This window comes from Pseudomonas sp. GYB4201, from assembly GCF_056312595.1.
Genome location: NZ_JBWGIG010000052.1, coordinates 25,475 through 43,701, shown reverse-complemented (window position 1 = coordinate 43,701; position 18,227 = coordinate 25,475). Strand labels below are relative to the sequence as shown.

At 66.0% G+C, this 18,227-nt stretch carries 18 protein-coding genes and 1 pseudogene; 12 read left to right on the top strand and 7 right to left on the bottom strand.

What is annotated here, in order from left to right; genetic code table 11:
• Nucleotides 1-208 precede the first annotated feature (208 nt).
• Complete coding sequence (locus tag AC0Z2B_RS29900; protein WP_476301517.1) at nt 209-667, top strand: REP-associated tyrosine transposase; 459 nt, start codon at nt 209-211, stop codon at nt 665-667.
• A gap of 103 nt (nt 668-770) precedes the next feature.
• Here AC0Z2B_RS29900 and yghU read toward each other — a convergent pair whose 3' ends face one another.
• Complete coding sequence (yghU, locus tag AC0Z2B_RS29895; RefSeq protein ID WP_476301515.1) at nt 771-1,610, bottom strand: glutathione-dependent disulfide-bond oxidoreductase; 840 nt, start codon at nt 1,608-1,610, stop codon at nt 771-773.
• 93 nt (nt 1,611-1,703) lie between these two features.
• Nucleotides 1,704-2,363: a hypothetical protein gene (locus tag AC0Z2B_RS29890; RefSeq protein WP_476301513.1), complete on the bottom strand. Its 660-nt coding sequence runs from the start codon at nt 2,361-2,363 to the stop codon at nt 1,704-1,706.
• Nucleotides 2,364-2,517: 154 nt separating this feature from the next.
• Here AC0Z2B_RS29890 and AC0Z2B_RS29885 point away from each other — a divergent pair, with 154 nt between their 5' ends.
• From AC0Z2B_RS29885 to AC0Z2B_RS29870, 4 genes are all read left to right on the top strand, one after another.
• Nucleotides 2,518-3,378 carry an aldo/keto reductase family oxidoreductase gene (locus tag AC0Z2B_RS29885; RefSeq protein ID WP_476301512.1) on the top strand — a complete coding sequence of 287 codons (861 nt, stop codon included), beginning with the start codon at nt 2,518-2,520 and terminating at the stop codon, nt 3,376-3,378.
• A 298-nt stretch (nt 3,379-3,676) separates the two neighbouring features.
• Nucleotides 3,677-4,072, top strand: coding sequence for a cytidine deaminase (locus tag AC0Z2B_RS29880; protein ID WP_476301510.1), 396 nt, complete (start codon nt 3,677-3,679; stop codon nt 4,070-4,072).
• A gap of 31 nt (nt 4,073-4,103) precedes the next feature.
• The gene (locus tag AC0Z2B_RS29875) at nt 4,104-5,369 is read left to right on the top strand and encodes a NupC/NupG family nucleoside CNT transporter (RefSeq protein ID WP_476301508.1); all 1,266 of its coding nucleotides are present in this window, start codon (nt 4,104-4,106) and stop codon (nt 5,367-5,369) included.
• 126 nt (nt 5,370-5,495) lie between these two features.
• Nucleotides 5,496-5,906, top strand: a complete 411-nt coding sequence (locus AC0Z2B_RS29870) for a response regulator (protein WP_416423748.1) — start codon at nt 5,496-5,498, stop codon at nt 5,904-5,906.
• 4 nt (nt 5,907-5,910) lie between these two features.
• Here the strand turns inward: AC0Z2B_RS29870 and AC0Z2B_RS29865 are convergent, their stop codons facing one another.
• From AC0Z2B_RS29865 to AC0Z2B_RS29855, 3 genes are all read right to left on the bottom strand, one after another.
• Nucleotides 5,911-6,858 (bottom strand): aldo/keto reductase, encoded by a 948-nt coding sequence (locus tag AC0Z2B_RS29865; protein ID WP_476301506.1) that lies wholly within the window; start codon nt 6,856-6,858, stop codon nt 5,911-5,913.
• A gap of 73 nt (nt 6,859-6,931) precedes the next feature.
• A complete protein-coding gene (locus tag AC0Z2B_RS29860) occupies nt 6,932-8,335 on the bottom strand; it encodes a DUF2252 domain-containing protein (RefSeq protein ID WP_476301504.1) in 1,404 nt (467 codons plus the stop codon).
• A gap of 118 nt (nt 8,336-8,453) precedes the next feature.
• Nucleotides 8,454-9,407, bottom strand: a complete 954-nt coding sequence (locus AC0Z2B_RS29855) for a LysR family transcriptional regulator (RefSeq protein WP_476301501.1) — start codon at nt 9,405-9,407, stop codon at nt 8,454-8,456.
• Nucleotides 9,408-9,506: 99 nt separating this feature from the next.
• On the opposite strand from AC0Z2B_RS29855, the gene AC0Z2B_RS29850 reads away from it, so the two are divergent.
• Genes AC0Z2B_RS29850 through AC0Z2B_RS29830 form a run of 5 tightly spaced genes read left to right on the top strand, consistent with a single transcriptional unit; the run spans nt 9,507 to nt 14,270 of the window.
• On the top strand, nt 9,507-10,529 hold the full coding sequence (locus AC0Z2B_RS29850; protein ID WP_476301499.1) for a Gfo/Idh/MocA family protein: 1,023 nt from the start codon (nt 9,507-9,509) through the stop codon (nt 10,527-10,529).
• Nucleotides 10,526-11,353, top strand: coding sequence for an amidohydrolase family protein (locus AC0Z2B_RS29845; RefSeq protein WP_476301497.1), 828 nt, complete (start codon nt 10,526-10,528; stop codon nt 11,351-11,353). Before AC0Z2B_RS29850 ends, AC0Z2B_RS29845 begins: the two co-directional genes overlap by 4 nt.
• A gap of 55 nt (nt 11,354-11,408) precedes the next feature.
• On the top strand, nt 11,409-12,737 hold the full coding sequence (locus tag AC0Z2B_RS29840; protein ID WP_476301495.1) for an MFS transporter: 1,329 nt from the start codon (nt 11,409-11,411) through the stop codon (nt 12,735-12,737).
• 13 nt (nt 12,738-12,750) lie between these two features.
• Nucleotides 12,751-13,491, top strand: coding sequence for an SDR family NAD(P)-dependent oxidoreductase (locus AC0Z2B_RS29835; RefSeq protein WP_416423755.1), 741 nt, complete (start codon nt 12,751-12,753; stop codon nt 13,489-13,491).
• Nucleotides 13,488-14,270, top strand: a complete 783-nt coding sequence (locus AC0Z2B_RS29830) for a sugar phosphate isomerase/epimerase family protein (RefSeq protein ID WP_476301521.1) — start codon at nt 13,488-13,490, stop codon at nt 14,268-14,270. Before AC0Z2B_RS29835 ends, AC0Z2B_RS29830 begins: the two co-directional genes overlap by 4 nt.
• Before the next feature lie 86 nt (nt 14,271-14,356).
• Here AC0Z2B_RS29830 and AC0Z2B_RS29825 read toward each other — a convergent pair whose 3' ends face one another.
• Nucleotides 14,357-15,937, bottom strand: a complete 1,581-nt coding sequence (locus AC0Z2B_RS29825) for an aldehyde dehydrogenase (NADP(+)) (RefSeq protein WP_476301493.1) — start codon at nt 15,935-15,937, stop codon at nt 14,357-14,359.
• Nucleotides 15,938-16,161: 224 nt separating this feature from the next.
• On the opposite strand from AC0Z2B_RS29825, the pseudogene AC0Z2B_RS29820 reads away from it, so the two are divergent.
• Nucleotides 16,162-16,932 (top strand): annotated as a pseudogene (locus tag AC0Z2B_RS29820) (MCP four helix bundle domain-containing protein); the annotation flags it as partial.
• The gene (locus AC0Z2B_RS29815) at nt 16,924-17,787 is read left to right on the top strand and encodes a methyl-accepting chemotaxis protein (protein WP_476301519.1); all 864 of its coding nucleotides are present in this window, start codon (nt 16,924-16,926) and stop codon (nt 17,785-17,787) included. The pseudogene AC0Z2B_RS29820 and the gene AC0Z2B_RS29815, both read left to right, overlap by 9 nt.
• Before the next feature lie 15 nt (nt 17,788-17,802).
• On the opposite strand, the gene AC0Z2B_RS29810 is transcribed toward AC0Z2B_RS29815, so the two are convergent.
• Nucleotides 17,803-18,183 carry a winged helix-turn-helix transcriptional regulator gene (locus tag AC0Z2B_RS29810; protein WP_476301491.1) on the bottom strand — a complete coding sequence of 127 codons (381 nt, stop codon included), beginning with the start codon at nt 18,181-18,183 and terminating at the stop codon, nt 17,803-17,805.
• Nucleotides 18,184-18,227: the final 44 nt, after the last annotated feature.

Sequence of the window (18,227 nt, the reverse complement as noted above, 5' to 3'; positions counted from 1 at the left end):
CTGCGCTGGCCCTGTGCCTCGCTGGAGATTTTGGGTGTTCATACCGGCCAGCGCAGCCTGCGGCAGCGGCTACGGAGTTGCGGTGGTGCGTGATTGGGGTGCACCTGCGGGCCGCGTAGCCGCTGTCACGTTTGCTGATGATTTGACAGTACCGATCTTGAGGGCCGCACCTTAAGGTAGCGTTTCCATCGACGAAGGGAACGCAAGGATGCTGACTCGTAGCTTGGGACATCGGTTGCTGACAGGCCGTTTCAGTGAGGTCGGTCGTGTGTACCTGTTGACAGTCGTGACGCAAGGCCGCAATCCAGTGTTTGCGGACTGGCGGTTGGGGCGGCTGCTGGTCCATGAAATGCGCCACGCGCATGAGGCGGGTCGGGTGGAATCGCTGGCGTGGGTGGTGATGCCGGATCATCTGCACTGGCTGGTCGAACTGCAGCGGGGCACGTTGGGCGAATTGATGTGCCAGGCCAAGTCACGCAGCAGCTTGAGTGTGAATGCGGCCCGACACCAGCAAGGTCGTCTCTGGCAGAAGGGCTATCATGATCGCGCACTGCGTCAGGAGGCTGATCTCAAGGCTGTGGCGCGCTACGTAATCGCCAATCCTCTGCGCGCTGGCATAGCAGGACGTTTGGGCGATTACCCGCTTTGGGACGCCAAATGGCTGTAGCCGCAGCCGGCAGGCGGAGCTGGCCCTTCGCCTCGCTGGAGATCTCCAGGGTGAACGAGGGCCAGCGCAGCCTGCGGCAGCGGCTACGCGGTCGTAGGGCGTATCAATCCAGGTCGGCCGCCGCGTGGCGTTCGGGGACTTGGGGGGCTTCGTCACCCCAGGTGCGGTTGACGCGCTGGCCGCGCTGCACGGCGGGGCGCTCGGCGATGGCCTGGGCCCAGCGCTGTACGTGGGTGTAGCTGCCGGCGTCGAGGAATTCGGCGGCGGAGTAGAGGTTGCCGCGCACCAGCTGGCCGTACCACGGCCATACGGCGATGTCGGCGATGGTGTAGGTGTCGCCGGCCAGGTACGGGCTTTCGGCCAGGCGGCGGTCGAGCACGTCCAGTTGGCGCTTGGCTTCCATGGTGAAGCGGTTGATCGGGTATTCGAGCTTCTCCGGCGCGTAGGCGTAGAAGTGCCCGAAGCCGCCGCCCAGGTACGGCGCGGCGCCCATCTGCCAGAACAGCCAGTTCAGGGTTTCAGTGCGGCCGGCAGGGTCGGTCGGCAGGAACGCGCCGAATTTCTCCGCCAGGTACAGCAGGATCGAGCCCGACTCGAACACGCGAATGGCCGGGTCAGCGCTGCGGTCCAGCAAGGCCGGGATCTTCGAGTTGGGGTTCACCTCGACGAAGCCGCTGGAGAATTGGTCGCCATCACCGATACGGATCAGCCAGGCATCGTACTCGGCGCCGCCGTGCCCCAGGGCCAGCAGCTCTTCCAGCAAAATGGTGACCTTGACGCCGTTGGGCGTCGCCAGCGAATACAGCTGCAGCGGGTGCTTGCCCACGGGTAGCGTCTTGTCGTGGGTGGGGCCGGCGGTGGGGCGGTTGATGCTGGCGAACTGGCCACCGGACTCGGCGTCGTTGGTCCAGACCTTGGGGGGGACGTAGGTGGATGGCGACATGAGATACCCTCTGGGAGAAATCGAGGGGTTTGACCTTAACAGAGTCATCCGGCCCATGGCAGGCCGGAATAACGGAAGATTTTAATCTAACGTTCAGTCAGTTGGTTCTACCTGAAGGTTGCGAGTAAAGAATGAATGCATTTTTCGAAGCCAAGTCGAGACTGGCCCTTGGTGTTTGGCTAACTCCTTGAATCCGCTTTGGCTTTCATCGAATGCCCACAACAACGCGAATGAGATCATTAGCAGGAACAACGCTGTGGCAGCGGCTTTGCTTGAACTACCGACGTGGAACAAACCCAAGGCGCCAAGCAGGGCTAGGGCGAGAAGAACCCCAGCCCCTGTCGCCAATGACTTGATGCCGCTCCAAACGCAAAAAATCATGCTTTTGCCCGTATACAACGGGGCGCTGGCACACCCAGAAATTCCGCTCATCACATAGCTGGCTAATTGGGGAACGATCACTACGGTCGCAATGGCGCCCAAGATGAGGAAATCCGAGTTGAAGTCGAACATGACCTCCAAGCCTTTCCTAAGGATTTCCCCGTAGGCACCATGAAAATCGCCGTTTGTATCGATCGTTTCGATTTGCCTGGCGTGGGTGCCTATGAGCAACGTGACAATTAAAGCCAGCGAAAATAAATACCAGACCGCCCGTACGTGATGAGGGGCGATCCGTGCCAGCGCCCAGTTGAGAAAAGCAATGCCAGAGGCAATGACTATCAGGGCGAACGCTACGTAAACCATTTGTGGCATGTGAAGTCTCTGGTGGAGGAGTAGTATTGACCTTGAAAAGATTTCACGTACCTGACCGGTTTGATAGCAATTTTTTTGAATCCATCTTTGGCGCGACAGCGACGGTTCTCATCTACTGTTGTGTTCTCCCTCGATTCGACACGAGCAAACGTTTATGACGCCGCTACCTATCGCCACCCACTTCACCCTCGGCCACCGCCCCGTCAACCGCCTGGGCTACGGCGCCATGCAGCTCGCCGGCCCCGGCGTGTTCGGCCCGCCCAAGGACCGCGATGCGGCGCTGGCGGTGCTGCGCGCGGCCATCGCCAGCGGTGTGAACCATATTGACACCAGCGACTTCTACGGCCCGCACGTCACCAACCAGCTGATTCGCGAGGCGTTGGCGCCGTACCCGCAGGACCTGGTGATTGTCACCAAGGTCGGCGCCCGCCGCGGTGATGACGGCGCCTGGCTGCGCGCCGACAGCGCCGCGGAGCTGACCGCCGCAGTGCACGACAACCTGCGCAACCTGGGCCTGGACGTGCTGGAGGTGGTCAACTTCCGCGCCTGGGGCAACATGCACGCGCCGGACGAGGCGTCGATTGCCGAGCAATTCGCCACCCTGGCCGAGTTGCAGCGCCAGGGCCTGATTCGTCACCTGGGCGTGAGCAACGTGTCGACGGCCCAGGTGGTGGAAGCCCAGGGCATCGCGCCGGTGGTGTGCGTGCAGAACCACTACAACCTAGCGCACCGTGTTGACGATGCACTGATCGACCAGTTGGCGGGGCAGGGCATCGCCTACGTGCCGTTCTTCCCGCTGGGCGGCTTCACACCGCTGCAGTCGGCCACCCTGGACCAGGTGGCGGCGCAGCTGCAGACCACGCCCATGCAGGTGGCGCTGGCGTGGCTGCTGCAGCGTTCGGCGAATATCCTGCTGATACCGGGGACTTCTTCGGTGGCGCATTTGCAGCAGAATCTGGCGGCCGAAGAGCTGGTGCTGGCACCGGAAATCATCCAGCAACTCAACGCCATCTAACTTTCTCCGTAGCCGCTGCCGATAGGCTGCGCTGGCCCCTGAGTACACTGAAGATCTTCAGCGTGGGTTCGGGCCAGCGCAGCCTTCGGCAGCGGCTACGGAGAATGTGCGCCCCCAATAAGCGCGTCGTGCGCGAACCAGGTGCTCTGGTTCGGAGCATGTGGTCCGCCATTCCTCATCAAGCGCTTGAATTGCAACGTACTCCCACCTGTGGCACATAAAATGCTCTCGCTTGCCGCTCGACGTGTTTACACAATTGCCCTTCATGCTGTTGCGCTTTTCGAGGAACGAACCACTCATGAATGATGATGCCCTGCTGGCGCAAGCCAGGCTTGCCGCCGACCGTAGCTGGTCGCCCTATTCGCAGTTCCCCGTGGGGGCGGCGTTGTTGGCGGAAAACGATGAAGTGGTGCTGGGCACCAACGTCGAGAACGTCTCCTACGGCCTGACCAACTGCGCCGAGCGCAGCGCACTGTTTGCCGCCATCAGCCAGGGCCTGGCGCCCGGGCGCTTCAAGGCCATGGCCATCTACGCGCCCAAGGTGGCGCTCATCAGCCCCTGCGGCGCCTGCCGCCAGGTGCTGGTGGAACTGATGGCGCCCGACGCGCGCATCATCTGCCAGGGCAGTGACCCCGACGCCACGCGGGTGTGGACCCTGGCGCAACTGCTGCCAGGCGCCTTCGAATCCTTCTGATCCACCCTTTGCGCGACACGGAGTCAACTGCATGATCAGTCTTGTTGGAATGGCCGCCTTGCTGGCCATCGCCCTGGCACTCTCGTCCCGACGCAGCGCCATCAAGTGGCGCACGGTGCTGGGCGCGTTCGGTATTCAAGTGGTGATCGGCGCCTTTGCGCTGTACGTGCCCTGGGGCCAGGCGGCCCTGGCCGACCTGGCCAGCGGCGTGTCGGCGTTGCAGGTGTACGCGAACAAAGGCATCGAATTTCTGTACGGCGGCCTGAGTTCGCCGCACATGTTCGAGGTGTTCGGCAGCGGTGGCTTCGTGTTCGCCATCCGCGTGCTGCCGATGATTGTGTTCTTCGGCAGCTTCATCGCCGTGCTCTACCACCTGGGCGTGATGGGCTGGATCATCCGCATTGTGGGCGGCGTGCTGCGCCTGGTGTTGCGCACCAGCCGGGTGGAATCCATGGTAGTGACCTCGGCCATTTTCATCGGCCAGTCCGAGGTACCACTGGTGGTGCGGCCGTTTCTGGCGCGGCTGACGCGCTCGGAGCTGTTCGCCATCATGGTCGGCGGCTTCGCCGCGGTGGCCGGCTCGGTGCTGCTGGGCTACGCCGGCCTGGGGGTGGAGCTCAAGTACCTGATCGCCGCCTGCTTCATGGCCGCCCCGGGGGCGCTGCTGATGGCCAAGCTGATGGAGCCGGAGACCGAGCAGGCCCACGATCACCAGGCGCTGGAGGCCCTGCACGCCAAGGAAAACCGCGCCGCCAACATCGTCGATGCCGCCGCCGAAGGCGCCCAGGTGGGCTTGCGCCTGGCCCTGGCGGTAGGGGCGATGCTGCTGGCGTTCGTCGCGCTGATCGCCATGGTCAACGGCCTGCTGGGCTGGGCCGGCGGCTGGCTGGGTTTCCCGCAGCTGACCCTGCAGTTGATTCTGGGGTACGTGCTGTCGCCGCTGGCGTATCTGCTGGGGGTGCCGTGGAACGAGGCGATCCTGGCCGGGGGCTTCATTGGCGAGAAGATGGTGCTCAACGAGTTCGTCGCCTACGCCGACCTGGCCAACCACCTCACGCCCGGCAAGGCGGCGGAGGCGGGCGTGCCGCTGCTGTCGGCGCACACCCAGGTGATCGTCACCTTCGCCCTGTGCGGGTTCGCCAACCTGTCGTCGATTGCCATCCAGCTGGCCGGCCTGAGCAGCGTCGCCCCCGAGCGGCGCCAGGAGCTGGCGCGGCTGGGGCTGCGGGCGATGATCGGCGGCACGTTGTCGAACCTGATGAGTGCGGCGATCGTCGGGTTTTTCATCTCGTTGTGACGCTGCGGCAACGGAAATCGGCGAGAAATGTAACTGTATTGAATCAAAATTGAATTTCCGTCCGGGTTGCTGCTCCTACGTTGTACACGCGGCGCACGCTGTAGCCCAGATCAGGAAATGATAGTCATGAATTCAGTCACGATGGAACGCAACGAACTCGCTCACCCCCTGGTCGTGGTGGTAGAGGATGAGGTGATCATCCGCGAGTTCGTCTGCGAAATTCTCAAGGAAGAGGGGTACCAGACCGTCGAGTTCGAGACGGCCGACGCCGCCGTGCCCTTCCTTGAGCAACGTGCGCCCGAGGTCGGCCTGCTGCTGACCGATATCCTCATGCCCGGCCAGCTCAACGGCGCCGACCTGTCGAACTTTGTCCACGACCACTGGCCGCAACTGCCGATATTGATCATGTCGGGCCACGAAACCCCGGAGTCTTCCGGGGTGAAGTGCGAGGTGGCGTTCCTGCGCAAGCCGTGGACCATCGGGCAGATGCTGCAAGGGGTGGAGGACGCCCTGCAGCACGCCCGCGCCGCCCACTAGGCGGCTAGGCGGCGGTCAGCGCCGCCAGTTCCTGGGCGCTGAGGCTCAGCCGCGCCGCCCGCCCGAAGCTTTCGACCTGGGCCACGCTGGTAGCGCTGGCGATGGGCGCGGTCACGCCTTCGCGGGCAATCAGCCAGGCCAGGGCCACTTCCCCCGGTTGCGCCTGGTGGGCTTGGGCGATGCCGTCCAGGGTCTTGAGCAACGCCAGCCCACGGGCGTCCAGGTACTTGTCTATACGCCCGCCGCGCACGCTTTTGCCCAGGTCGGCCTTGCTGCGGTATTTGCCGGTGAGGAAGCCCGAGGCCAGGCTGTAGTAGGTGACCACGCCGATGTGCTCGGCGATGCACAGCGCGCGTAGCTCACCCTCGAAGCTGCCGCGGTCGTAGAGGTTGTACTCCGGTTGCAGCACCTGGTAGCTGGGCAGGTCGTGGGCGCGGGCGGTGGCCAGGCTGGCGGCCAGTTGGCCGGCGGTGAAGTTGGAGGCGCCGATGGCGCGGATCTTCCCGGCGTCCAGCAACTTGGCGTAGGCCGCCAGGGTTTCCTCGGCCGGCGTGCTGGCGTCGAACTGGTGCGAGAAGTACAGGTCGATGCGCTCGGTATTCAGCCGGCGCAGGGAATCCTCCACTGCCTGCACGATCCACTTCGCTTTCAGCCCCTGCTTGTCGTCGCTGCCCATGCGCATGCCGACCTTGGTGAACAGCGCCACCTTGTCGCGCACGCCGGGACGGCTGGCGAACCATTTGCCCAGCAGGGTTTCAGACTCGCCACCCTGGTGGCCCGGCACCCAGGCCGAGTAGACGTCGGCGGTGTCGATGGCGTTGAAGCCCTGGTCGATGAAGGCGTCGAGGATGGCCAGGCTGGTCTTTTCGTCAGCGGTCCAGCCCAGTACGTTGCCACCGAAGACCAGCGGCGCGATGTCGATGCCGGTCGTGCCCAAGTGTCGCAGTTGCATGGCGTTGCTCCTGGCAGTGAGAGGAAAGAACCCCTTGGATGTAAGCACAGATAAACCGGCCAGCGGATGAAGATCAAGGCAGGCGATCGGCCGTGAAGTCCGCTTCGCTGCGCGCTTGCAGGCGCCCGCTGCGGCAGGCGTGCTGGAAACGCTCATAGTCTTTTTCGTTCTGCAGTGCATACGCCTGGGCATAGGCGAACAGCGCATCGGCCATGGTCTGGCCGCGGCCGATGTAGCCGCTGATGGTGGCCGCCTCGCCGCTGGCCTTGGCGTGGGCGCGGGCCAGGGCGCGGCCGCACAGGCGCGCGTAGGCGGCCAGGGTCTGGTCGTCGAAGGTTTCCAGCTCGGCCGAGACCTTCATGTCGCGCAACTGGCGCAGGTAGAAATGGTGGCCGTTGGGGCTGGCGGTCCAGCCCAGGAACAGGTCGCTGGCCGGCTGCATCAGGCGCTGGCCTTCGACCACGCGCTGGCCGTGGTGCTTGAACGGCGAGCGCGCCTTGACGTAGTCGGCCAGCACCGAGCGCCGCGCTTCCTTGAACTGCAGGAACAGCGGGTTGCGCAGCTCGTCGGTGAGCAGCGCCACCAGGCAGCGCGTGCCGACGCTGCCCACGCCCACCACCTTGAAGGCCAGGTCGTGCACCTCGAAGCGCGAGAACAGCTCGCGGCGGTCGCCCTGCAGGGTGCTGCGGTACTTGCTGATCAGTGCCTTGTACAGCGGCTGCCAGCGGTGTGCGGCCAGCCAGTCGTCATCGTGGTCCAGCAGCGAATGCTTGCCGTGCAGGTGGAAGATCTCCGGCAGGTCGTCGCGCAGGGTCAGGTGGCCGTGGCGGCTCTCGTTGACGATCTTGGGCAGCAGCCGCGCGTGGGTGCGGCGCTGGGCTTTTTCGATGGTCTGGCGCAGGTATTCCAGGGTGTGGCTGTTCTGGGGCTGCTCCATCAGCTCGCCGGGGCTGATGCGCCCGTACCAAGTGTTGAGCACGCCTTGCTCGGCGCACAGCAGCAGGGTGGCCTGGTAGCTGTTGACCACTTCGCGGCACAGGTTTTCCTCGACGCTTTCGCTGTGGCGCAGGGAACGCGCGGCAATCAGGAAGCTGGCGGTGAGGCGCTTGAGGTCCCACTCCCAGGGGCCGGGGTGGGCCTCGTCGAAGTCGTTGAGGCCAAACACCAGGTTGCGTTCGGGGGTGGCGAAGCCGCCGAAGTTCATCAGGTGCGCGTCGCCGCACAGCGGCACGTTGAGGCCCATGTCCGGGGTGCCGGCCAGGTCGTGGGCCTGCAGCAGCGCGCTGCCGCGGTAGAAGGTGAAGGGCGACGCCAGCATGCGCCCGTAACGCAGGGCCACCAGGGATTTCACCCGGCCCTTGCTGGACGCCTCGATCAGCGCCAGCGGGTCGCGGTCGACGTTGCCGGGGTGGCGGTGGCTGGAGCGCGGGCAGTGCTTGCGCGCAGCCTTGCCGTGGTTTTCGCGGGGGGTGGGCATGGGGTGTACGCTTCCTTGGCAGACCCGGGCCAGTGTAGCAGCGGCCGCCAGGCCGCGTCCGGCGCGCCGCGGTGTGCCGGTTGCAGCGTGGGGCCTGGGACGCGGCCTGTGGCCGCTGCTACGCGGGCCAGTTGAAGCCTGGGGTTTGCCGGCCAAGTTTTTGTGCCTGGTCCAGCAGCACCTGCATCATCCGCCGTGCCGCCTCGGGCAGCGGGTCGAAGCGCGAGAACACGAAGCTGATATCAAAGCCGATCTCTTCCGCCAGCGGCTTCACCACCAGGCCACTGTCCTGGGCCACGAACTCGTCGATGATGGTCACCCCCAGCCCTTGTTTCACCAGCGCCACCGCCTCCGGCGCATTGGTGAAATCCAAGAACGAGTTCAGCGCCACGCCGCTGCGCTCGATGGCGTCGCTGATCAGCTTGCCGAACGGAATGTCGGGGCGGAACAGCAGCAGCGGCTCGCGGGCCAGGTGGGCCATGTCGATCACCGGCTGGCTTTCCAGCGCGTGCCCCGGCGGCAGCACGCAGACCATGCGCCCGCGCATGAACGGCAGCGAATACAGGTGGTCATGCACCACCGGCAGCGCCGAGATCGACAGGTCGACCTTCTTGCCGAGGATCTGCACCGGCATCTCGCTCATCAGGATGGTGCGCCATTCGATGTGCATGGCCGGCACCTGGCGCTTGAGTTCGGCCAGGGCATGGGGCAGCACCACCGTCGACAGCGAGGCGCTGCAGCACACCCGCAGCTGGCGGTTGGGCGTGGTGGCCAGGGACTGCGCGCACTCGTTCACCCACAGCGCCGCCTGGTACACGCGCTCCACCTCGCGGTACAGCGCCTGGGCCTCGCTAGTGGGCACCAGGCGGTTGTTGACGCGGTCGAACAGGCGCAGCGCCAGGCGGCTCTCGACGTAGGCGATCAGCTTGCTCACCGCCGGCTGCGAGACGTAGAGCATCTTCGCCGCGCCGCTGATGGAGCCGGTGAGCATCACCGCGCGGAACACTTCCATGTGGCGCAGCTTGAAGGCCATGTTGCCCGGTTCAGGGCCTTCGGCAGGGAGCAGGGGCATGTCTTAACCTTTGGTTATGGTTTGCGCCATCTGAGTATGAGCCATCGCGGGGGTATTTTTGTAGTCTGGCGCCATTCATAACAACAAGGGTGACCGGCCATGGCCAGGACTATCCAGTGGGGCGTGCTCGGCGCCGCCAATATCGCCACCGAACGCACCATGCCCGCCATGCTCCTGGCCCCCAGCGCCCGCCTGGTGGCCCTGGCCAGCCGCGACGCGAGCAAGGGCCGCGAGGTGGCCGAACGCTTCGATATTCCCCATCTGCACGCAAGCTACGATGACCTGCTGGCCAACCCGGCGGTGGACGCGGTGTACGTGCCGTTGCCCAACCAACTGCATTTCGACTGGGCGGTACGCGCCCTGGAAGCCGGCAAGCACGTGCTGTGCGAGAAGCCCCTGTGCCTCAGCGCCGCCCAGGTGCAGCAGCTGTGCCAGGTGCGCGACCGCACCGGCCTGCACATCGAGGAAGGCCTGGCCTTCCGCAACCACCCGCAGTGGGCGGCGCTGGAGCAGGCCAGCGTGCAAGGCACCCTGGGTGCGGTGCGCGCCGCGCACATCACCCTGGCCAAGCAGTTTCTCGACCCGGCCGACATCCGCAACGACCCCAAGGCCGGTGGCGGTGCCCTCTATGACCTGGGCGTGTACGCGGTCAGCGCCTGCAACCTGGTGTTCAAGCGCCAGCCAAAACGCGTGATCGCGGCGCTGGAGTACGACCCGGTGTTCGGCATCGACCGGCTGTCCAGCGCCTTGCTCGACTACGGCGACTGCCACGCCGCGCTCACCGTGGCCACCCAGGCCGGGCCCGACGGCTGGGGCACGCACCAGCGCCTGGCGGTGCTGGGCGCCACCGGCTGGGTGAATTTCGATTTCCCCTGCGCCCACGCACGGCCCAGCGCCTGCCACCTGCAGATCGGCGACCACCTGAGCGTCGGCGCCTTCCCCAGCGAAGTGCTGAGCTTTGAACCGGTGAACCATTACCAACTGCAGATCGAACGCTTCTCGCGCAAGCTGCTGGGCGACGACGTGCCCAGCTGGCCCATCGAAGATGCCCTGGCGACCCTGCGTACCCTTGAAGCGCTGTTTGCCTCGCAGCGCAGCGGCGGCTGGGAGGCCGTGCAATGAGCATCTACGACGAACCGAAGATCGACTGCCACAACCACCTGTTCGACCCGGCCAATTTCCCTTACCTGGCCAACACGATTTACCGTCCCGCCGGGCAGGAGATCGGCACCCTCAACCAGTTCGACCGGGTGCTGGACGCCTACGGCGTGCAGCACGCGCTGCTGGTGCAGCCCACCAGCGGCTACCGCGGCGACAACCGCCTGCTGCTGTCGGCGCTGGCCGCAGGGCAGGGGCGCTACAAGGGCGTGGTGGTGGTCGACCACGACATCAGCCTGGAGGCCCTGGCCAGCTACCAGGCCAAGGGCGTGGTGGGCGTGGCCTTCAACCCGGCCACCGAGGGCCTGACGGTGATGGCCGGCGCCGAGGCGCTGCTGCCCAAGCTGGCGGAGCTGGGCATGTTCGCGCAGATCCAGACCGTGGGCGACCAGTTGGTGCAATTGCTGGAACTGATCGACCAGAGCGACGTGCGCCTGCTGATCGACCACTGCGGCCGCCCCGAGATCGAGCACGGCCTGTACCAGCCCGGCTTCCAGGCGCTGCTGCGCCTGGCCGAGCGCGGGCGGGCCACGGTGAAGATCTCTGGCATGCAGAAGTTCGCGCCCATGGACACGGTGTTCGAGGACACCGTGGGCTATGTCCAGGCGCTGCTGGAAACCTTCGGCGCGGATAACTGCGTGTGGGGGTCGGACTGGCCGTTCCTGCGCATGCAGCAGCGCGTCGACTACGGCCCGCTGCTGAAGCTGGCCGAGCAGTTCATGCCGGACGCGGCCGTGCGCCGTAAAGTGATGTGGGAGACGCCGCGGCGCCTGTTCGGGTTCTGCTGATTTGCCGGCGGCAAGGATGCCTGTGCACTAACAAAAACAAGATGAGGTACCCGCCATGAGTGTCGACAGCAAACTTGAACTTCCCGCGTATGCCGCGCCCGCCGTGGCCGCGCGCAGCCGCACCCGCTTCATGATCCTGGGGTTGATTGCCGGGGGCACCCTGATCAATTACCTGGACCGCAGCGTGATGGGCATCGCCGCCCCCAGCATCAGCGCCGACCTGGGCCTGAACGCGGCCATGATGGGCCTGATTTTCTCGGCGTTCTCCTGGACCTACGCCGCCGCGCAGATTCCTGGCGGCATCCTCCTGGACCGGCTGGGCACCAAGCTCACCTACTGGCTGGCGCTGACCCTGTGGTCGCTGTTCACCGGCCTGCAGGGCCTGGCCACCGGCTTCGCCTCGCTGCTGGGCATCCGCCTGCTGATCGGCGCCACCGAGGCGCCGTGCTTCCCCACCAACAGCCGCGTGGTCGCCATCTGGTTCCCGCAGAGCGAGCGGGCGCGGGCCACCAGCATCTACACCCTGGCCGAGTACTGCGGCCTGGCGTTCCTCACGCCGTTGCTGTTCTGGGTGCTGCACGCCTACGGCTGGCGCTTCATGCTGATGTCGGTGGGCGCCGTGGGCGTGCTGTACGGGCTGGTGTGGTGGCGCAAATTCCATGAGCCCCACGAGTCGACCCAGGCCAACCAGGCCGAACTGGACTACATCGCCGAGGGCGGTGGCGTGGTGGACGGCAGCCAGAAGGCCACGCGCTTTGCCTGGTCGCAGATTCCGGCACTGCTCAAGCAACGCAACATGCTGGGCATCTGCCTGGGGCAGTTCGCCTGCAACTCCACCAACGTGTTCTTCCTCACCTGGTTCCCCACCTACCTGGTCACCGAGCGCCACATGCCCTGGCTGAATGTGGGTTGGGTGGCGGTGCTGCCGTTCATTGCCGCCTCGGTGGGCACGCTGTTCGGCGGCTGGCTGTCGGACGCCATGCTGCGCCGCGGCATTTCCCTGAACGTGGCGCGCAAGCTGCCGGTGATCACCGGCCTGCTGATGGCCTCGGTGATCGTGCTGGCCAACTACGTGGCCTCCGACGCTCTGGTGATCGCCATCCTGTGCGTGGCCTATTTCGCCCAGGGCATGTCGTCGCTGGCCTGGATGATTGTCTCCGACATCGCCCCCAAGGGCCTGATCGGCCTGAGCGGCGGCCTGTTCAACCTGTTTGCCAACGCCGCCGGCATCGTCATCCCGCTGGTGATCGGCATCATCGTGACCCTGACCGGCTCGTTCGTCTGGGCCATGGCCTTTATCTCGCTGGTGACGCTGTTCGGCGCCGCCTGCTACCTGTTCATGGTGCAAGACCTCAAGCGTCTGCCCGATATCCCGAACCTTTGAAAGGAGCGTTTTCATGAGTCAACACCTGGAAGGCCAGACGGCCATTATCACCGGCGGCATGCGTGGCATCGGCCTGGGCATCGCCAAGCGCCTGCGCCAGGCGGGTGCCAACATCGTGATCTGGGACCTCAACGTCGACAACTGGGACACCAGCGCCAACGGCTTCACTCCGGCCCTGCGCCAGTCGGTGAACGTGGCGTCGCTGGCGTCGGTGGAAGCTGCCTTCGCCGAGGTGGTAGCGCAGTTGGGCCGCGTCGACATTCTGGTCAACAACGCCGGCATCAACGGCCCGGTGGTGGAAAGCTGGAACTACCCGGTGGAGGCCTGGGACCAGGTGCTGGCCATCGACCTGACCGGCGTGTTCTATTGCTGCCGCACCGCCATCCCGCACATGCGTGAACGCAAGTACGGGCGCATCGTCAACGTCGCCTCCATGGCCGGCAAGGACGGCGTGCAGTACATCTCGGCGTACTCGGCGGCCAAGGCCGGCGTCATCGCCTTCACCAAGTCGGCGGCCAAGGAACTGGCCCAGGACGGCGTGCTGCTCAACTGCATCGCCCCGGCCATGGTGGAAACCGGCCTGATGGCCGAAATGACCGCCGAGCACATCGCCGCCAGCAAGGCCAAGATCCCCATGGGGCGCTTCCTGCAGATCGAGGAAATCGCCAACATGGTGACCTGGATCGCCGGCCCCGAGTGCAGCTTCACCACCGGCTTTGTGTTCGACCTCAGCGGCGGCAGGGCCACCTACTGATGGCCCTTGGCGTGGCTCACCTGACCGCGCTGCAACTGGCCCCCGCCGACCTGGTTCGCCAGGCCGCGGGGGCTGGTTTTTCTGCCGTGGGCCTGCGCCTGCACCCGGCCACGGCCGGCGGCTTGTGCTACCCGCTGGACGCCGTGGCGCGGCAGGCCCTGAAGGTGCTGCTGGACGCCGAAGGCATGGCCGTCAGCGACATCGAGTTCGTCGAACTGACCCCCGACGTGGACGTGGCGGCCTGCCTGCCGCTGCTGGAAGCCGGTGCCGACCTGGGCGCGACCAGCCTGACGGTGTCCGGCGATGACCCGCAGTTTTCGCGCCTGACCGACCACTACGCGCACCTGTGCGAGCTGGCGGTGGATTTTGGCCTGCGGGTGGACCTGGAATTCATGCGCTGGCGCGCGGTGGGCAACCTGGCCCAGGCGCGGCAGATCGTGGAAGGGGCAGGGCAGGCGAACGGCGGCATCCTGGTGGATGCGTTGCACCTGTTCCGCAGTGGGGGTGACGTGGCAATGCTGGCCGATATCGACCCGTGCTGGCTGCGTGCGGTGCAGTTGTGCGACGCGCCGTTGTTGGCGCCGCCGGAAGCGCTGATCATCACTGAAGCACGGCAAGGGCGCCTGCCACCCGGGCAGGGGCAATTGCCGCTGGCCGGGTTGCTGGCGGCGTTGCCGAAGGATGTGCAGGTGAGCGTGGAGATGCCCTATGGGGCGTTGGAAAGCCAGGCGCGTCTGGCCCTGGCCTATCAAACCTCAGCACCATTGCTAACCCCGTAGCAGCGGCCAAAGGCCGCGTCACCGACACCGCGATTCTGCAGGTGCATCGCGGACGCAGCCTTCGGCAGCTGCTACGGGGTTTTGCGTTACAGCGCGGCGTCGCTCCACTCGCCGTTCACCAGCCGCTTGAGGCCCAGCGGGTTGCTGTTGCGCAGTGCTTCAGGCAGCAGCTCTTGCGGGTAGTTCTGGTAGCACACCGGGCGCAGGAAGCGGTCGATGGCCAGGGTGCCCACCGAGGTGCCGCGGGAGTCGGAGGTGGCTGGGTACGGGCCGCCATGCACCATGGCCTCGCACACTTCCACGCCAGTGGGGTAGCCGTTGACCAGGATACGCCCGACCTTCTGCTCCAGCAGCGGCACCAGCCACTGGTAGGCGACCAGGTCGGCGGACTCGCCGATCAGCGTGGCCGTCAACTGGCCGCGCAGGCCCTGCAGGGCCGCTTTCAGCTGGGCATCGTCCTTGGCTTCGATGACGATGGTGGCCGGGCCGAACACTTCCTCCTGCAGCAGTTCATCGCCTTCCAGCAGCAGCGACACGTCAGCCTTGAACAGCTGCGGCCGCGCCTGGTTGCCCGACTGGGTCTCACCGGCCAGGTGGGTGACGCCCGGGTGGGCCAGCAGGTGCGCAAGGCCCTGGCTGTAGCTGCGCAGGCCGCCGGCGTTGAGCATGGTCTGCGGCGCCTGGGCGGCCATCTGCGCTTGCAGCTGGCCCAGGAACGCGGTGAAGGCCGGCGAGCTGACGCCGATCACCAGGCCCGGGTTGGTGCAGAACTGGCCGCAGCCCATCACCACCGAGGCAGCCAGGTCCTTGGCCACGGTCTCGCCGCGGCTGGCCAGGGCTTCGGGCAACAAGACCACCGGGTTGATGCTCGACATCTCGGCGAACACCGGAATGGGCTGCGGGCGCTCGGCGGCCATCTTGCACAAGGCGTTGCCGCCGCTCAGCGAACCGGTGAAGCCCACGGCCTGGATGGCCGGGTGTTTGACCAGCCACTCGCCCACGCCGCCGCCGAAGATCATGTTGAACACGCCCTTGGGCATGCCGGTCTTCTCGGCGGCGCGGATGATCGCGCAGCCCACCTGGTCAGCGGTGGCCATGTGGCCGCTGTGGGCCTTGAACACTACAGGGCAACCGGATGACAGCGCGGCGGCGGTGTCGCCACCGGCGGTGCTGAAGGCCAGCGGGAAGTTGCTGGCACCGAACACGGCCACCGGGCCCACGCCGATGCGGTATTGGCGCAGGTCCACGCGTGGCAGCGGCTTGCGGTCGGGCAGGGCCAGGTCGATGCGCGCGCCGAGGAAGTCGCCGCGGCGCAGCACCTTGGCGAACAGGCGCATCTGCCCGCTGGTGCGGCCACGCTCACCCTGGATGCGGGCGGCGGGCAGGGCGGTCTCGCGGCAGACGATGGCCACGAAGTCGTCGCCCAGGGCGTCGATTTCGTCGGCGATGGCCTCGAGGAATTCGGCGCGGCGGGCCGGGCTCAGGTGGCGGAATTGGGCGAAGGCGCTGTCGGCGGCCAGGCAGGCGGCGTCGACTTCGGCTTCGGTGGCCTGGGTGAATTCGAACGGCAGGGCCTCGCCGGTGCTGGCGTCCAGGCTCTGCAGGCGCTTGCTGCCCTGGGCGCTGCGGCTGCCGGCAATGAAGTTGTGGCCGAGAAGGGTGGACATCGTGATCTCCTGGTTCTTCAGATTGTTCTGAGAAAGCACTAACGGCTTGATGTTGACGGACATCGTACAACCATGCTGAGGCTTGTGCAATCGCAGGTCCGCGAGTAAAGACGGGTATCTCATCGGAGAATATTTGCGTTCAGGGCTACAGATTGCACTGCGATGTACGATAACTAGGCAGGATTTGGCCACTGGCCATTACTCACCTGCCACGGGACACGTTCATGCTAATAAGAAACATCGGTGTTGCCCCCCGCGCCTTGACCGGCTTCTCCCTGATCGCCGCCCTGGTGGCCCTGCTGGGGTTCTTTGCCCTGGGGCAGATGGCCAATATTCGCCAGGGCCAGGTGGCCACTGAAAACGACTGGGTGCCCAGCCTGCGGGCGGTCAGTGACATCCGCGAAATCATGCTGCGCATCCGCACCATCTCCCTGCGCATGGCGCTGGACACCGACCCCGTCAGCATCACCAGCTACCGCAGCCAGATGGACACCCGCCTCAACGACCTGCAGGCGAAACTGCAGGGCTACCGGCCACGGGTGAACACGCCCAGGGAGCAGGAAATATTCGCCCGCTTCGAGCAGTCGCTCAACGGCTACAACAGCGCCCTGCAACGCTCGTTCGTGCTGGCCGGGCAGGGCGACCGCACCGGCCTGTTGAAGTTGCTGCTGGTGGACATGAAGCCGCTGGTGGATGACTCCGGCAGCCAGCTCAATGAACTGGCCGACTACTACAGCGCCGGCATCGGCAACGAAACCCAGGGCTCGGCCGAGCAGTACGCGCGGTCGCGCACGGTGATCCTGGTGTTCATCGGCCTGGCGGCGCTGGCCACCATCAGCCTGGCGCTGATCCTCACCCGCAGCATCGTCACCCCGCTGAACGCCGCCCTGGCCGCGGCCGAGCGCATTGCCGGCGGCGACCTCAGCCAGCCGATCAAGGCCGACGGCAGCGATGAGGCCGGGCGCCTGCTGACCGCGCTGGCGGCCATGCAGCAGCAATTGCGCCAGACCCTGGGCGAGATCTCCACCAGCGCCAGCGCCCTGGCGTCGTCGCTGCATGCCCTGCGCCAGGCGTCGGAGGCGGGCAGCGACGGCATGCACCGGCAAAGCGAAGAGGTGAACATGGCCGCCACCGCCGTTACCCAGCTGAGCGCGGCGGTGGACGAGGTGGCCAGCCATGCGGTGTCCACGTCCGACTCGACCCGCGACTGCAACCTGGTGGCGCGCCAGGGCCAGGGGCAGGTCGCCGACACCCGCGCCAGCATCGAACAACTGCGCAGCGACCTGCAGGCCACCGCGGCCCAGGTCAGCGCCCTGGCCGAGCGCTCCCAGGCCATCGGCACGGTGCTGGACGTGATCGGCGCCATCGCCGGGCAGACCAACCTGCTGGCGTTGAACGCGGCCATCGAAGCGGCGCGCGCCGGTGAATCGGGGCGTGGTTTTGCCGTGGTCGCCGACGAAGTGCGGGCCCTGGCCCACCGCACCCAGCAGTCGACCCTGGAGATCGAAACCATGGTGCAGGGCATGCGCAGCGGCTCCGACCTGGCGCTGCAGGCCATGCACACCAGCGCCCAGCGTGCCGACGCCACCCTGGGCATCGCCGACGGTGCCGCCCAGGCGTTGCAAGGTATCACCCAGGCCATGGAGCAGATCATGGAGCGCAACCTGGTGATCGCCAGCGCCACCGAGGAACAGGCCCAGGTGGCCCGCGAGGTGGACAGCAACCTGCTCAACATCCGCGACTTCGCCAGCCGCGCCGCCGAGGGCGCCGAGCAGTCCCGCGAAGCCACCCGCGACCTGGCGCAGCTGGCCGGCAACCTCGACGGGCTGGTGTCGCGGTTCAAATTCTGACGCGAAAGGGGGGCGCTACTCGATATCGGCCGCCGCCCGGTGCGCCATGATCTGCGGCAAGGTGCGCTCGATCCAGTCCGCCAGGCCGCCCACCAGGGCGGCCGCTTCCTCGCCCCAGGGCGTCAGCCGGTATTCCACATGGGGCGGCACCACCGGCAGCGAGGTGCGCAGCACCAGCCCGTCGCCTTCCAGGCCTTGCAGCGTCTGCGCCAGCATCTTCTCGCTGACCCCGCCGATCTTGCGCCGCAAGTCGCTGAAGCGGTGCATGCCGCCCGCCAGAATCACCAGCACCAACACCCCCCAGCGGCTGGTGACATGCTTGAGCACGTCGCGCGAGGGGCAATTGGCGTCCATCAATTCGCCCCGGCGCGCCTGGGCGGTGAATGAATCGCTCATTTCATACTTACCTTTTTGTGCGTACTTACTTTTCGTTAGCTTAG